Origin of the sequence: Deinococcus sp. HSC-46F16, from assembly GCF_024171495.1 — a bacterium.
In the GTDB taxonomy this organism is placed as follows: domain Bacteria; phylum Deinococcota; class Deinococci; order Deinococcales; family Deinococcaceae; genus Deinococcus.
This window is the reverse complement of sequence record NZ_JALJZW010000003.1, coordinates 234,513-248,822: the sequence shown is the minus strand read 5'-3', so window position 1 is coordinate 248,822 and position 14,310 is coordinate 234,513. Positions and strand designations below refer to the sequence as shown.

At 69.4% G+C, this 14,310-nt stretch carries 10 protein-coding genes; 3 read left to right on the top strand and 7 right to left on the bottom strand.

Features of this window, described 5'->3' with window-relative positions; translation table 11 throughout:
- Positions 1 to 321: 321 nt before the first annotated feature.
- The 3 genes from L1280_RS08670 to L1280_RS08660 form a co-directional block, all read right to left on the bottom strand.
- Complete coding sequence (locus L1280_RS08670; RefSeq protein ID WP_253581713.1) at positions 322 to 1,182, bottom strand: VOC family protein; 861 nt, start codon at positions 1,180 to 1,182, stop codon at positions 322 to 324.
- Positions 1,183 to 1,222: 40 nt separating this feature from the next.
- On the bottom strand, positions 1,223 to 1,651 hold the full coding sequence (locus L1280_RS08665; RefSeq protein ID WP_253581712.1) for a DoxX family protein: 429 nt from the start codon (positions 1,649 to 1,651) through the stop codon (positions 1,223 to 1,225).
- Positions 1,652 to 1,759: 108 nt separating this feature from the next.
- Positions 1,760 to 2,230, bottom strand: a complete 471-nt coding sequence (locus L1280_RS08660) for a MarR family winged helix-turn-helix transcriptional regulator (RefSeq protein WP_253581711.1) — start codon at positions 2,228 to 2,230, stop codon at positions 1,760 to 1,762.
- A gap of 404 nt (positions 2,231 to 2,634) precedes the next feature.
- Between L1280_RS08660 and L1280_RS08655 the strand changes: the two genes are divergently transcribed.
- The 3 genes from L1280_RS08655 (at position 2,635) to L1280_RS08645 (ending at position 9,351) form a co-directional block, all read left to right on the top strand.
- A complete protein-coding gene (locus L1280_RS08655; RefSeq protein ID WP_253581710.1) occupies positions 2,635 to 7,377 on the top strand; it encodes a glutamate synthase-related protein in 4,743 nt (1,580 codons plus the stop codon).
- A gap of 14 nt (positions 7,378 to 7,391) precedes the next feature.
- On the top strand, positions 7,392 to 8,861 hold the full coding sequence (locus L1280_RS08650) for a glutamate synthase subunit beta (RefSeq protein ID WP_253581708.1): 1,470 nt from the start codon (positions 7,392 to 7,394) through the stop codon (positions 8,859 to 8,861).
- A gap of 349 nt (positions 8,862 to 9,210) precedes the next feature.
- Entirely contained in the window at positions 9,211 to 9,351 is a 141-nt protein-coding gene (locus L1280_RS08645) for a hypothetical protein (RefSeq protein WP_253581707.1), read from the top strand.
- Between the two features lie 30 nt (positions 9,352 to 9,381).
- Here L1280_RS08645 and leuB read toward each other — a convergent pair whose 3' ends face one another.
- The 4 genes from leuB to ilvD form a co-directional block, all read right to left on the bottom strand.
- Positions 9,382 to 10,437, bottom strand: a complete 1,056-nt coding sequence (leuB, locus tag L1280_RS08640; RefSeq protein ID WP_253581706.1) for a 3-isopropylmalate dehydrogenase — start codon at positions 10,435 to 10,437, stop codon at positions 9,382 to 9,384.
- The gene (locus L1280_RS08635; RefSeq protein WP_253581704.1) at positions 10,430 to 10,996 is read right to left on the bottom strand and encodes a 3-isopropylmalate dehydratase small subunit; all 567 of its coding nucleotides are present in this window, start codon (positions 10,994 to 10,996) and stop codon (positions 10,430 to 10,432) included. Before L1280_RS08635 ends, leuB begins: the two co-directional genes overlap by 8 nt.
- The gene (locus tag L1280_RS08630) at positions 10,996 to 12,285 is read right to left on the bottom strand and encodes a 3-isopropylmalate dehydratase large subunit (RefSeq protein ID WP_253581703.1); all 1,290 of its coding nucleotides are present in this window, start codon (positions 12,283 to 12,285) and stop codon (positions 10,996 to 10,998) included. Before L1280_RS08630 ends, L1280_RS08635 begins: the two co-directional genes overlap by 1 nt.
- Before the next feature lie 232 nt (positions 12,286 to 12,517).
- The gene (gene ilvD / locus L1280_RS08625) at positions 12,518 to 14,269 is read right to left on the bottom strand and encodes a dihydroxy-acid dehydratase (protein ID WP_253581702.1); all 1,752 of its coding nucleotides are present in this window, start codon (positions 14,267 to 14,269) and stop codon (positions 12,518 to 12,520) included.
- Positions 14,270 to 14,310: the final 41 nt, after the last annotated feature.

Sequence of the window (14,310 nt, the reverse complement as noted above, 5' to 3'; positions counted from 1 at the left end):
GGACGCGCCAGCGGGCCGGGCCGTCCCTCAGGGGGGCCTCAAGAAGCGGCCGTGCCGGAACGCGGAACCGCGCCGCCCCCCAGGGTCCTGCCGAGCGTGTTCCGCGTCGCGGCGGCCCTTCGTGTGCCCGGTGTGGCCCGTGCCCGGCAAGAAGGCCACGTCGTGCAGGTCCTCGGGCGTGCTGCAGTGCCGCCGCGCCTCGGGAAGGGGGAGAGAGTGCCCCCCGGTGTGCGAGAACTCCGCGCTCCCCCAACGCCGACGAGTGCAGGACAGCCGGACGGGCACAGGACGGAAAAACAGGCCGCCCCGGCCGCTGCCCACCTACGCCGTCGTCCCGAAGCTCAGGCGGTTGCCCGCCGGGTCGCGCACGGTGACTTCGCTTCCGTTCCGCGTGAAGGGGACTCCGGCGGCCTCCAGGTGCGCGGCCAGCCGCTCGACCTCGGCGGCTCCGGGCAGCGTCAGCTCCACGCCCAGCAGCCGGGCTGTCGTCTCGGGCGCGGGACGGCCTCCCTCGCTTTGCCAAGCGTTCAGGCCGAGGTGGTGGTGGTAGCCGCCCACCGACACGAACAGCGCTCCCGGCCAGCGGGCCACCACGTCAAAACCCAGCACGCCCCGGTAAAAGGCCTCGGTGGCGGCGAGGTCCGTCACCCGCAGGTGGAAGTGGCCCATCACGGTGCCCTCCGGCAGCCCGGCAAAGGGTGTGTCCGCGCCGGGTTCCGCCAGCAGCCCCGCGATGTCGATGGGGTCGGAGGCCATCTCGACCTGATCGAGGTTCCAGCGCCACTCCTGCCGGGGCCGGTCGCGGTAGACCTCGATGCCGTGCCCGTCGGGGTCGTTCAGGTAAAAGGCCTCGCTGACGAGGTGGTCGCCCTGCCCGAGGCGCAGCCCCAGCCCCGCCGCGTGCCACACCCAGCGGGCGAGGTCCACGCGGGTGGGCAGCAGCACCGCGAAGTGGTACAGGCCCGGCGAGGAGCGGGGCGCGGGCGCGGCGCCGGGCACCTCCGTCAGCTTCAGCAGCGGGCGCGTGGGCGTGCCCAGGCGGGCGGTCCCATCCTCCCGCTCCAGCACCGTCATGCCCAGCACCTGCTCGTAAAAGGCGAGGCTGCGGCCCAGGTCAGAGACAGTCAGTTCAGCGGCGCCGAGGGAAAGCTCGGGATGCAGGCGGGAGGTGGGGGTGGTCATGGGGGGCCTCCGGGGAGATGAAGGGCGTGTGGGAAGGGCGTCAGGTCCGGCGGGCCAGCAGGGCGTCGAGGGAGTAGCGGCCCGCTCCCGTGAGCGCGAGGGCCACGCTGGCGGCAAAGAGGGCCAGCACGAACTCGATCCCACTCGGGGCGAAGAACCCGCCACCCAGATGCACCAGCAGCAGGGCACCCAGCATATTGAGGGCCAGCAGCGCCGCCGCAGCGCGGGTCAGCAGCCCCAGGATCAGCGCGGCGCCGCCCAGCAGCTCGACCCCAGCGACCAGGGGAGCACTCAGCGCGGGTAGCGGAGCCCCCATCTGCGTGAAGGCGCCGACCGTGCCTGGCAGGCCGAACTCAAAAAACTTCTGCAGGCCGTGCGCTACGAAAATCACGCCGATCAGCACGCGCAAGACGGTCAGGCCGAGGTCGGGGGCGATGGAGCGGGCCGGGGCAGCGGGAAGGGTGGTCATGGGCGTCTCCTTGTTGAGCAGAAAGTTGTTGAAACGAGTATCGGGTGCGAAACGTCGGGCAAAGGGCAGTGACCGCAGGACCGTGAGCACGGAGAGGGGGCGAGTCGCTCAGCCGACCTCCTGGCTCGCGGCGGCGGCTTCTCCCAGCAGGGTCAGCCAGTGCCGGAGCTTGTGCGGTCCCAGGGACCCGAGCTGTGCCCGGTGCAGGGCCGCGAGGGGCGCGTCGAGGTCGGCGAGCAGGGCGCGGCCCTGGTCCGTGAGGGTGCTCAGCACCACCCGGCGGTCCTGGGTGCTGCGCGTGCGGGTGACCAGCGCCTGCTTTTCCAGCCGGTCGAGCAGCCGGGTCACGTCCGAGTCGCGGGTGATCAGCCGCTCGCCGATCTCGCCGCAGGTCAGCCCACCCTCGCCCGCACCCCGCAGAATCCGCAGCACGTTGAACTGCGCCAGGCTCAGGCCCGAGCCCTTGAGCAGCTCGGCCGTCTGGTGCCCCAGATCGGCGGCCAGACGCTGAAGCCCCAGGTACACCTGATGTTCCAGGCTGCTGGCAGGTTCGGGGTGCGGGAGTGTGGGAAGGGACATGGGAAGACTCCTGGGCGCCACAGGGCGACGCTCGGAATATAGTCGTTGCAACAACTATTGTCAAGCGGAAGAGGGAGGCGAGCCTTACCGCTCGGTCGTCTTGGCACACCCTCGCGACTCCCAAGCCGCGTTTTGAAGGGGAGTCAGGTCGCCCCCACTTCCCGACATACCCCAGTGGCAGAGCGCCAAGAACGACCCGTGTTCGGAGTTTCAAAACTATGCAGGTTTATGAATATTTCTATGGACCGGCACCGGGGGCTCGCCGCCCCTGCCGATCACCGCTCGAACTTGTCTAGCGCGGGTTTGGCGGACGAGGCACACATGGACAACTGAGCGGCGTGTGTATACATGTTGTGTATGCTCTAACTCCGCAGCGCCTGGCGCCGACCGGAGAGGAGTGCCTGATGGACCACGACACGATGCGTCACCCCACGCCTCAGGAAAGAGCAGCGCTCAGCGAGCAGGGCCTGTACCGGCAAGACCAGGAGCACGACGCCTGTGGGGTCGGCTTCATCGCCCACCTGAAGGGGCACAAGAGCCACGGCATCGTCACGCAGGGCCTCAGGATTCTGGAAAACCTCGACCACCGGGGGGCTGTCGGTGCCGACGAACTCATGGGCGACGGCGCGGGCCTCCTGATCCAGATTCCCGACGAGTTCTACCGGGCCGAGATGGCGAAGCAGGGCGTCACGTTGCCCCGTCCCGGCGACTACGGCGTGGGCATGATTTTCCTGCCCAAGGAGCATGCCTCCCGCCTGGCGTGCGAGCAGGAACTGGAACGCGCGATCCGGGCCGAGGGGCAGGTTTTACTCGGCTGGCGCGACGTGCCCGTCAACCGCGAGATGCCCATGTCCCCGACGGTGCGGGCCAAAGAGCCCATCATCCGGCAGGTCTTCATCGGCCACGGGCCGGACATCCTGGTGCCCGACGCGCTGGAGCGCAAGCTGTACGTGATCCGCAAGCGGGCGTCGCTGGCGATCCTGCGCCTCAAGCTGACCCATGGACGCGAATACTACGTGCCTTCCATGTCGTGCCGCACGGTGATCTACAAGGGGCTGCTGCTCGCGGGGCAGGTCGGCGAGTATTACCTCGACCTTCAGGACGAGCGGGTGGTGTCGGCCCTGGCCCTCGTCCACCAGCGGTTCTCCACCAACACCTTCCCCGAGTGGTATCTGGCGCATCCGTACCGCATGGTCGCGCACAACGGCGAGATCAACACCGTCAAAGGGAATTTCAACTGGATGCGGGCGCGCGAGGGCGTGATGAAATCGCCCGTCCTCGGCGACGACCTTCAGAAGCTCTACCCCATCAGCCTGCGCGGGCAGTCGGACACCGCGACCTTCGACAACGCGCTGGAACTGTTGACGATGGCGGGCTACCCCCTCGCCCACGCCGCGATGATGCTGATTCCCGAGGCGTGGGAGGGGCACACCGGCATGGACGAGCGCCGCCGCGCCTTTTACGAGTACCACGCGGCGATGATGGAGCCTTGGGACGGCCCCGCCGCGATGGTCTTCACTGACGGACGGCAGATCGGCGCGACGCTGGACCGCAACGGCCTGCGCCCGGCGCGGTACATCGTGACGCGCGACGATCTCGTGATCCTCGCCTCAGAGTCGGGCGTGCTGCCCATTCCCGAGCACAAGATTCTGAAGAAGTGGCGCCTCCAGCCGGGGCGGATGTTCCTCCTCGACCTCGACGAGGGGCGCATTCTGGAGGACGAGGAGCTGAAGTCGCGGTACGCCTCAGCCAAGCCGTACCGGCAGTGGATTCAGAATGTGCGCGTTGAACTGGGGAACCTCGCTGCCGCCGCGCCGCCGTTCGCCTTCCGGGAGTCGCTGCTCGACCGTCAGCAGGCGTTCGGGTACACGCAGGAGGACCTGAAGTTCCTGCTCGACCCGCTGGCCGCCGCGGGCGAGGAGGGCATCGGCTCGATGGGCAACGACTCGCCGCTGGCCGTGCTGTCCAGCCGTAACAAGCCGCTGTACAACTACTTCCGGCAACTGTTCGCGCAGGTCACCAACCCGCCCATCGACCCCATCCGCGAGCAGGTCGTGATGTCGCTGGTGTCCTTTATCGGCCCCAAACCGAACCTGCTCGACATCAACGCGGTGAACCCGCCGATGCGGTTGGAGGTGACCCAACCTGTCCTCGACTTCGCCGACATGGCGCGGCTGCGCTCCATCGAGGCGCAGACGGGCGGCAAGTTCCGGCCCTACGAGCTGAATATCTGCTACCCCGCCGCTTGGGGCCGCGAGGGCATCGAGGCCACGCTCGCCTCACTGCGGGCGCACGCCGTGGATGCCATCCGGGAAGGGCACAACATCCTGATCCTGACTGACCGGGCGATGGACCGCGAGCACGTCGCCATCCCCGCGCCGCTCGCGCTGTCGGCGGTCCACCAGCACCTCGTCCACCAGGGGTTGCGGACGACGGCAGGATTGGTCGTCGAGACGGGCTCGGCGCGGGAGGTCCACCACTTCGCGGTCCTGGCCGGATACGGGGCGGAAGCGATTCATCCGTACCTCGCCCTGGAGACGCTGGCGGACCTGTACCGGGACGCGCCGGGTGGCGTGACGCCGGAGAAGGCGGTCGCCAACTACGTCAAGGGCGTCGGCAAGGGCCTGTCCAAGGTCATGTCGAAGATGGGCATCAGCACGTACATGTCGTACTGCGGGGCCCAGATTTTCGAGGCCATCGGCCTGGGCGAGGAGCTGGTCGAGAAGTACTTCCGCGGCACCTCCACCCAGGTCGGCGGCATCGGCGTGTTCGAGGTCGCGGAGGAGGCGCTGCGGCTGCACCGGGCGGCCTTCAGCGAGGACCCGCTGCTCGCCTCCATGCTCGATCTGGGCGGTGAGTACGCCTGGCGGGCACGCGGCGAGGAGCACATGTGGACGCCGGACGCCATCGCCAAGCTCCAGCACGCGACCCGCTCGGGCCGGGTGGAGACGTACCGCGAGTACGCGCGGATCATCAACGACCAGTCGCGGCGGTATATGACCCTGCGCGGGTTGTTCGAGCTGAAGGCGGACCCGGAGAAGGCGATTCCGCTGGAGGAAGTCGAACCCGCCTCTGAGATCGTTAAGCGGTTCGCCACGGGCGCGATGAGCTTGGGCTCCATCTCGACGGAAGCCCACACCACCCTCGCCGTCGCCATGAACCGCATCGGCGGCAAGTCGAACACGGGTGAGGGCGGGGAGGACCCGGCCCGCTACCGGGAGGAGATGCAGGGCGGGACGATCACGGCGGGCATGACCCTGAGAGAAATTCTCGGCGAGGGCCGCATCGAGGCTCCGGCAAATTACGCGCTTCAAGACGGCGATTCCCTGCGCTCCAAGATCAAACAGGTCGCCTCGGGCCGCTTCGGCGTCACCACCGAATACCTCGTCTCCGCCGATCAAATCCAGATCAAGATGGCGCAGGGGGCCAAGCCGGGCGAGGGCGGACAATTGCCGGGCGGCAAGGTCAGCGAGTACATCGGGATGCTGCGGCATTCAGTCCCTGGCGTGGGCCTGATCTCCCCTCCCCCGCACCACGACATCTACTCCATCGAGGACCTCGCCCAGCTTATCCACGACCTCAAGAACGTGAATCCGCAGGCCGACATTTCGGTGAAGCTGGTGTCGGAAGTCGGCGTGGGGACGATTGCGGCCGGTGTGGCGAAGGCGAAGGCCGACCATGTGGTCATCGCGGGCCACGACGGCGGCACGGGCGCCTCCCCCTGGTCCTCCATCAAGCACGCGGGCTCGCCGTGGGAGCTGGGGCTGGCCGAGACGCAGCAGACGCTGGTGCTCAACCGCCTGCGGGGCCGCATCCGTGTGCAGGCCGACGGCCAGATGAAGACCGGGCGCGACGTGGTGATCGGCGCCCTGCTGGGCGCGGACGAGTTCGGCTTCGCCACCGCGCCGCTCGTGGCCGAGGGCTGCATCATGATGCGGAAATGCCACCTGAACACCTGCCCGGTGGGCGTGGCGACCCAGGACCCGGTGCTGCGGCAGAAGTTCGCGGGCAAACCCGAGCACGTCATCAACTACTTCTTCTTCGTGGCGGAGGAGGTGCGCGAGATCATGGCCTTGCTCGGCATCCGCCGTTTCGACGACCTGATCGGACGCGCGGACCTGCTCGACACGCGCAGGGGGGTGGAGCACTGGAAGGCGCGCGGCCTGGATTTCAGCCGCGTCTTCCACCAGCCCGCCGTCCCCTTGGATGTCGCCCGCCGCCATGTGGAGACGCAGGACCACGGCCTGGAACGCGCCCTCGACGTGACCCTGATCGAGAAGTGTCGCCCCGCCATTGAGCGCGGCGAGAAGGTCAAGGTGCTGGAGGCCGCCCGCAACGTCAACCGCACGGTGGGCGCGATGCTCTCCGGCGAGCTGGTCCGCCGCCGCCCGGATGGGTTGCCCGACGACACCGTCTTCATCCAGATGGAGGGCAACGGGGGCCAGAGCTTCGGCGCGTTCCTGGCGAGCGGGATCACCCTCTACCTGATCGGGGATGCGAACGACTACACCGGCAAGGGCCTCTCGGGCGGGCGGGTCGTGGTGCGGCCCTCCATCGACTTCCGGGGGGACGCCACGAAGAACATCATCGTGGGAAACACGGTGCTGTATGGCGCGACCTCGGGCGAGGCATTCTTCCGGGGGGTGGCGGGCGAGCGGTTCGCGGTCCGGCTCTCGGGGGCGACGGCAGTCGTCGAGGGCACGGGTGACCACGGCTGCGAGTACATGACGGGCGGCACGGTGGTCGTGCTGGGCCGCACCGGGCGCAACTTCGCGGCGGGCATGTCGGGCGGCATCGCCTACGTGTACGACGAGGACGGCACCTTCGCCAGCCGCTGCAACGCGGCGATGGTGTCGCTGGACCGGGTGGTCTCCACCGCCGAGCAGGAGGCGACCATCGAGCGCCGCTTCTGGCACCGGGGGCAGACGGACGAGACGCAACTCCGGGGGCTGATCGAGGAGCACCATCGCTGGACCGGCTCGCTGCGCGCCCGCGAACTCCTCGACGGCTGGGAGGAGGCGTTGCCGCGGTTCGTCAAGGTCTTCCCGCGCGAATACGAGCGGGCGCTGGGCGACCTGGGCAAGGAGACGGGGCGCGGCCCGGCCGAGGTGGGCCAGCCGACCGGCCAGGGCGTCCTGACGAAGTGAGCTGAGGAGCGAGCATGGGAAAAGTCACCGGCTTTCTGGAATACCGGCGCGTCAAAGAGGCCTACGAGCCCATCGACGAGCGCCTGCGGAACTACAACGAATTCGTCCACGAACTCACCGTCGAGCAGTCGCGGGTGCAGGCCGCCCGCTGTATGGATTGCGGCATTCCGTTTTGCAACAATGGGTGCCCAGTCAACAACCTCATTCCCGACTGGAACGACCTCGTTTATCAGAACGACTGGCGCACGGCCATCGACGCGCTGCACGCCACCAACAACTTCCCCGAGTTCACCGGGCGCATCTGCCCCGCCCCGTGTGAGGCGGCCTGCACGCTGAACCTCACGACCGACGAGCCGGTGGGCATCAAGTCCATCGAGCGCGCGATCATCGACCACGCCTGGCAGGAAGGGTGGGTGGCGCCCCAGCCGCCGCCCTTCAAGACCGGAAAGCGGGTCGCAGTGATCGGCTCGGGTCCGGCAGGGCTGGCCGCCGCTCAGCAACTCGCCCGCGCCGGGCATGACGTGACCGTCTTCGAGAAGAACGACCGCCCCGGCGGCCTGCTGCGCTACGGCATCCCCGACTTCAAGCTCGACAAGGAACTGATCGACCGCCGCGTCCGTCAGATGGAGGCTGAGGGCGTGACCTTCCGCACCGGCGTGCTGGTGGGCGAACTGCCGGAGGGGTCGAAGGTCACCAACCTGGCGCGCGAGACGGTGACGCCGGAGCAACTCCGCGCCGAGTTCGACGCCGTGCTCCTCGCGGGTGGGGCCGAACAGCCGCGCGACCTGCCCGTGCCGGGACGGGAGCTGAAGGGCGTCCACTTCGCCATGGAGTTTCTGCCTCAGCAGAACCGGGTGAACGCGGGCGACCGGGTGGCAGGACAGATTCACGCCGGGGGCCAGCATGTCGTCGTGATCGGCGGCGGTGACACGGGCTCCGACTGCATGGGGACCTCGCATCGCCACGGTGCCGCCAGCGTCACCCAGTTCGAGCTGCTCCCCATGCCCCCCGAGCACGAGAACAAGCCGCTGACCTGGCCGTACTGGCCCCACAAGCTCCGCACGTCCTCCAGCCACGAGGAGGGCGGCGAGCGCGAGTTCGCCATCGCCACGAAGGAATTTATCGGTGAGAACGGGCAAGTGACGGCCCTCAAGACCGTGCGCCTGGAGTGGCAGGGCGGCAAAATGACCGAGATTCCCGGCAGCGAGGAGCTTCTGAGGGCCGACCTCGTGCTGCTGGCGATGGGCTTTGTCAGCCCGGTGGGCAGCATCCTCGACGTGTTCGGGGTTGAACGGGACCAGCGGGGCAACGCGAAGGCCGGGACGGACGAGGTGGGCGGCTACGTCACCAACGTCCCCGGCGTCTTCGCGGCGGGCGACATGCGCCGGGGCCAGTCCCTCGTCGTGTGGGCCATCCGCGAGGGACGGCAGGCCGCGCGGGCCGTGGACGAGTTCCTGATGGGGGCGAGCGAGCTGCCGCGCTGAGCTCTCCAGGGGCAACAGAACTGCGCCGTGACGAGCAGTTCTGTTGCCCTGTTCCTCTCTGCTTGATTCGTCCATGGGGGAGGGGGCGACGGCTTGTAGGCCGTCCCCCAGTCGGCGCGGTTGTTGACGGTGACCCACAGATCATGGGTGCCGGAAGCCGTCGCCAGCCCCTCCGCGTTCCGGATGCCTTGGCCGTAGAGTGTACCGACGGTGCCCTTCTGGTTCGGCCTGTCGGCGTCGTGGGGAGAGCTGGCTCCGCGCGTCGGCTCTGCGGCGAGGTCGCAGGGTTCGGCATCGGTCGCGGAGGCGCTGACGACGTGGCGTGTGCTGCCGTCCATGACGACGTTGGGTGGCCGTCCTGCACCTGAAGATGTTCACGGCGCTCAGAGCGGTGGGCTTGCCGATCAACACCACCCTGCGACTGAACGAGGCCGGGCAGCGCCGCCAGGCCGTCCGCTCTCCCGCCGACAGGGCCACCGGGATCGGCTAAAGGCCAGGCCTGTCCGCCCGGGTTTCCGCCCTACGCCCCGCTCACGACCTGCACGTTTTCCAGCACGGCGTCCGTGAAGGCACCCGTGCTCGCGCGGCCCCCCAGGTCGGCGGTGGGCCCAGACCGCAAGGCCCGCGCCACCGCGCCCTCGACGTGGTTGGCGACCGCCGGGCGGTTCAGCCCGTGGCGCAGCAGCATGGCCGCGCTCAGGATTGCGGCGGCCGGGTTCGCCACCCCCTGCCCGGCGATGTCGGGGGCCGAGCCGTGGATCGGCTCGAACAGCCCCGCCCCGTCCCCCAGGCTGGCCGAGGGCATCAGGCCCAAGCTGCCGGGAATCACCGCCGCGAGGTCCGAGAGGATGTCGCCGAACAGGTTCTCTGTCAGGACCACGTCGTAGCGGCCGGGGTTGGACACCAGCAGCATCGCCACGCTGTCCACGTACTCGTGGTTCAGGTGCAGGTCGCGGTACTTGCGGTCGTGGACGTCCTGCACGGCGCTGCGCCACAGCTCGGAGACCTCCAGCACGTTGGCCTTGTCCACCGAGGTCACGCGGCCCCGCCGCTGCGCCGCCGCCCAGAAGGCCACCCGCGCCACCCGCTCGACCTCGGCCCGCGTGTAGCGCATGGTGTTGTGGGCCGCGTCGCCGTCCAGCCGCCGGTCCCCGTCGAAGTAGAGGCCCCCCAGCAGCTCGCGCACGATCAGGATGTCCACCCCGCGTGCCAGCTCGGGCCTCAGCGGCGAGAGGTGCTCCAGCCCAGGCAGCACCCGCACCGGGCGCAGGTTGGCGTAGCAGCCCATCGCCCGGCGCAGCGCGAGCAGGCCGGACTCGGGCCGCTGCGGGCGCGGCAGGCGGTTCCAGGGCGAGTCCTGCGGGCCGCCCACCGTGCCCAGCAGCACGGCGTCGGCCCCGCGCACGGCCTCGCGGGTGGCGGCGGGGAAGGGTTCGCCCGTCGCCTCGATGGCCGCCCCGCCGATGAGCTGCTCCTCGATGGTCAGGTCCGGCGCGACCTCGCGCAGCACCTGCACGGCGGCGGCGGTGACCTCGGGGCCGATCCCGTCTCCGGGCAGCGTGACGATCTTAGGCATGGGATTCCTCCTGTATGGTTCCGGGGTGGCCGTGTCCGGCCTCGGTGCTAGGGGTGGTCAAGGTTCCGGCGGCCACTGCGTCCTGCTCGCGCATGTATTCCAGCCAGCCGCCCGCCCGCTGCACGTCCAGCGCGAACTGGGGCACAGGCACGAAGCTGAGCCGCTGCCCACTGCGGGCATTGGTGATCGTGCCGCCCACGAGGTCGAGGTCGGCCTCGTCGCCGTCCTGAAAGGCGTCCACGATGCCCGCGCACTCCAGCGCCAGAAAGCCGTTGTTGATCGCATTGCGGTAGAAGATGCGGGCGAAGTTGGGCGCGATCACGGCCCCCACCCCGGCTCCACGCAGCGCCCAGACGGCGTGCTCGCGGCTGGAACCGCACCCGAAATCGGCCCCGGCCACGACGATGTCGCCGGGCTGCACCCGCCGCACGAAGCTGGGGTCGTAGTCCTCCATCGCGTAGCGGGCCAGTTCACTCTCCACGTCGCTGGTGAGGTGCCGCGCGGGGATGATCTCGTCGGTGTTGATGTGGTCGCGGGCGAAGACATGGACTCTGGGCATCACGCCACCTCCACGCGGGGCAGCTCCGCATACTCGCGCGGGTCCGAGATCACACCTGCCACCGCGCTTGCCGCCACCGTCGCGGGCGAGGCGAGGTAGATCTGCGCCGAGGGGTCGCCCATCCGGCCCACGAAGTTGCGGTTGGAGCTGGAGATGCAAACGTCGTCCGGTCCCAGCACGCCCGAGTGCATCCCCAGGCAGGCGCCGCAGCTCGGATAGCTCACGCTGGCGCCCGCCTCCACGAAGACCTCCAGCAGCCCCTCCTGCGCGGCCTGCTTCCAGATCGCCTGGGTGGCGGGGACCACGATCATCTGCACACCGTCCGCGACCCGCCGCCCCCGCAGGATGTGGGCCACCTCGCGCAGGTCGCTGATGCGCCCGTTCGTGCAGCTCCCCACGTAGGCGTGCGTGACCGGGATGCGGTCGCTGCCCGCCACGCGGCCGTTGCTGGGGATGTGCGGGTAGGCGACCGTCGGCTCGACCTGCGAGGCGTCGAGCTCGATCACGACCTTGTACGGCGCGTCCGGGTCGGAGGCGTACTCGGTGTACCCGTCGGGCGTGACGCCCCGCGCGGCGAGGTATGCCCGCGTCGTGTCGTCCACCGCGATGATCCCGGTCTTGCCGCCCGCCTCGATCGCCATGTTCGTCAGGGTGAAGCGGCCCTCCATGTCCATGCGGTCGATGGTGTCCCCGGCCCACTCCATCACGAGGTAGTTCGCGCCATCCGCGCCGATGCGCCGGATGACCTCCAGCACGAGGTCCTTGGGCGTCACGCCCGGCTGCATCTCTCCCGTCACCCGGATCAGCATCGTTTCCGGCACCTTGAACCACACCCGGCCCGCGTAGATCGCGCCGGCGAGGTCGGTGCTGCCGACCCCGGTGGCAAAGGCCCCCAGCGCCCCGCCGTTGCAGGTGTGCGAGTCGCCGCTCACCAGCGTCTGCCCAGGCCGCAGCAGGCCGCTCCCCTCCAGCACCACGTGCGCGATGCCGCCGCGCCCCACGTCGTAGAAGTGGCGGATGCCCTGTTCCTGCACCCAGGACTTGAGCTTCTGGTACATCTTCGCGGCCTTGATGTTCATGGCGGGCACCGAGTGGTCGGGAATCGCCACGATCTTTTCGGGGTCGAACACCCGGTTCATGCCGCGTTCCTCCAGCATCCGCAGGGCCGCCGGGGTGGTGATCTCGTGGCACAGCACGAGGTCAGTCGCGCACTCGATCAGTTGCCCGGGTACCACGGCCGCGTGGCCGCTGTGCGCCGCCAGAATCTTCTGTGCCATCGTCATGCCCATCTGGAAAGACCTCCTGCGGGAGAAAAGAGAAAGGCCCCCGGAGCCGTGTGGACTCCGGGGGCCGGTGGTGAACGCGGGTGCTCGCGCTCAGCGCCCCCACCGAAGAAGAAGCTGCCCGCGCAGGGCGCTTCCACTCCGGCCGGAAACGGTGAACATGGGGGCAGCCTACCTGGGCGCGGGCGGGGGAGAGGAGAGCCTGTCTGCTCAAGCCGGGGGCCAGGCGGGCAGGGAACTACCGCCCGGGCACGGCCTCCTGCCGGGGCTGCGGCGCGGGGGCTTCCGGTCCCATGCCGTCGTCCAGCACCGCCCCCCGGCTCCCGCTGGTGACCAGCCGGGCATAGCGCTTCAGCCAGCGGCCCGGAGTGGGTTTGACGACGGGCTGCCACTCGGCGCGGCGCCGCGCCAGTTCCTCGTCGGGGACGAGCAGGTCGAGCGTTCCGGCGTCCATATCCACCCGGATGCGGTCGCCGCTCACGACCAGGGCGATGGGACCGCCCGCGCTCGCTTCCGGCGAGACGTGGCCGATGGACCCCCCGCGCGTGGCCCCGCTGAAGCGGCCGTCGGTGAGCAGCAGGACGCTCTCGCCCAGGCCCATCCCGGCGAGGTTGGCCGTCGGAGAGAGCATCTCCTGCATTCCCGGCCCGCCCTGCGGCCCCTCGTAGCGGATCACGACGACGTGCCCGGCCCGCACCTCGCCCCCCAGGATGCCCGCGTTGGCGGCCTCCATGGAGTCGTAGACGAGGGCTGGTCCCTCGAAGCGGCGCATGGCGGGCACCACGCCCGCGTACTTCACCACGCCCCCCTCCGGCGCGAGGTTGCCGAACAGCAGCCGCAGTCCCCCGGTGGCCGAGTAGGCCCGCTCCCAGGGCCGCACCACGTCGCCGTCGGGAGCGGGCGCCCCTTCCACGTTGGCCTCCAGCGGCTGCCCGGTCGCCGTCATGCAGCCCCGGTGCAAGATGCCCTCCCGCTGAAACAGCTCGCGCAGGATCACGCTGACGCCGCCCACCTCGTCGAGGTCCTGAATGTGAAAGTCACTGCTGGGCGCGATCTTGCACAGGTTCGCCACCCGGTCGGACACCTCATTGAGCCGGGAAAGGGGGTACTCCACCCCCACCTCGTGCGCGATGGCGAGGGTGTGCAGCACCGTGTTCGTCGAGCCGCCCATCGCCATGTCGAGGGCAAAGGCGTTGTCGATGGCCTCGGCGGTCACGATCTGGCGGGGGGTGATGCCGCGTTCCAGCAGCACCAGCAGTTGCCGCGCCGCCGCCCGCGCCAGCTCATGCCGCCGGGGGTCGGTCGCCGGAATGGTCCCGTTCCCCGGCAGGCTCATTCCCAGCGCCTCGCACAGGCAGTTCATCGAGTTGGCGGTGAACATCCCCGAGCAGCTCCCGCAGGTGGGGCAGGCCTGTTCTTCGAGCTCGCGCAACTCGTCGGCACCCATCCGGCCCGCCTGAAAGGCCCCCACCCCCTCAAAGACCGAGGCGAGGTCCACCCGCCGCCCCGCCTTCGTGAGGCCGCGCAGCATCGGCCCGCCGCTGACGAAGATGGTGGGGATGTCGCAGCGCATCGCGCCCATCAGCATCCCCGGCACGATCTTGTCGCAGTTGGGAATGCAGATCATCGCGTCGAACTGGTGGGCCTGCACGACCGTCTCCACCGAGTCCGCGATCAGTTCGCGGCTGGGCAGGCTGTACTTCATCCCCGCGTGGCCCATCGCGATGCCGTCGTCCACGCCGATGGTGTTGAACTCGAAGGGAATGCCGCCCGCCTCCCGGACCGCCGCCTTGACCACCCGCCCGAACTCCTGGAGATGCACGTGCCCCGGAATGATGTCGATGTAGCTGTTGCACACGGCGATAAAGGGCTTGCCGAAATCGCTCTCGCGCTCGATCACCCCAGTCGCCCGCAGCAGGCTGCGGTGCGGGGCGCGTTCGAAGCCCGACTTGATGGTGTCGCTGCGGCGTGCTGGCGCGGAGTCTCCCATAGACCACCCTAACGTGCTGGGCAGGGTGGGGACAGGCAGTT

Bases quoted from the DNA above. Each gene is read 5' to 3' on its own strand.
- L1280_RS08670 (WP_253581713.1), bottom strand. From the start codon at position 1,182: ATGACCACCCCCACCTCCCGCCTGCATCCCGAGCTTTCCCTCGGCGCC.
- L1280_RS08665 (WP_253581712.1), bottom strand. From the start codon at position 1,651: ATGACCACCCTTCCCGCTGCCCCGGCCCGCTCCATCGCCCCCGACCTC.
- L1280_RS08660 (WP_253581711.1), bottom strand. From the start codon at position 2,230: ATGTCCCTTCCCACACTCCCGCACCCCGAACCTGCCAGCAGCCTGGAA.
- L1280_RS08655 (WP_253581710.1), top strand. From the start codon at position 2,635: ATGGACCACGACACGATGCGTCACCCCACGCCTCAGGAAAGAGCAGCG.
- L1280_RS08650 (WP_253581708.1), top strand. From the start codon at position 7,392: ATGGGAAAAGTCACCGGCTTTCTGGAATACCGGCGCGTCAAAGAGGCC.
- leuB (WP_253581706.1), bottom strand. From the start codon at position 10,437: ATGCCTAAGATCGTCACGCTGCCCGGAGACGGGATCGGCCCCGAGGTC.
- L1280_RS08635 (WP_253581704.1), bottom strand. From the start codon at position 10,996: ATGCCCAGAGTCCATGTCTTCGCCCGCGACCACATCAACACCGACGAG.
- L1280_RS08630 (WP_253581703.1), bottom strand. From the start codon at position 12,285: ATGGGCATGACGATGGCACAGAAGATTCTGGCGGCGCACAGCGGCCAC.
- ilvD (WP_253581702.1), bottom strand. From the start codon at position 14,269: ATGGGAGACTCCGCGCCAGCACGCCGCAGCGACACCATCAAGTCGGGC.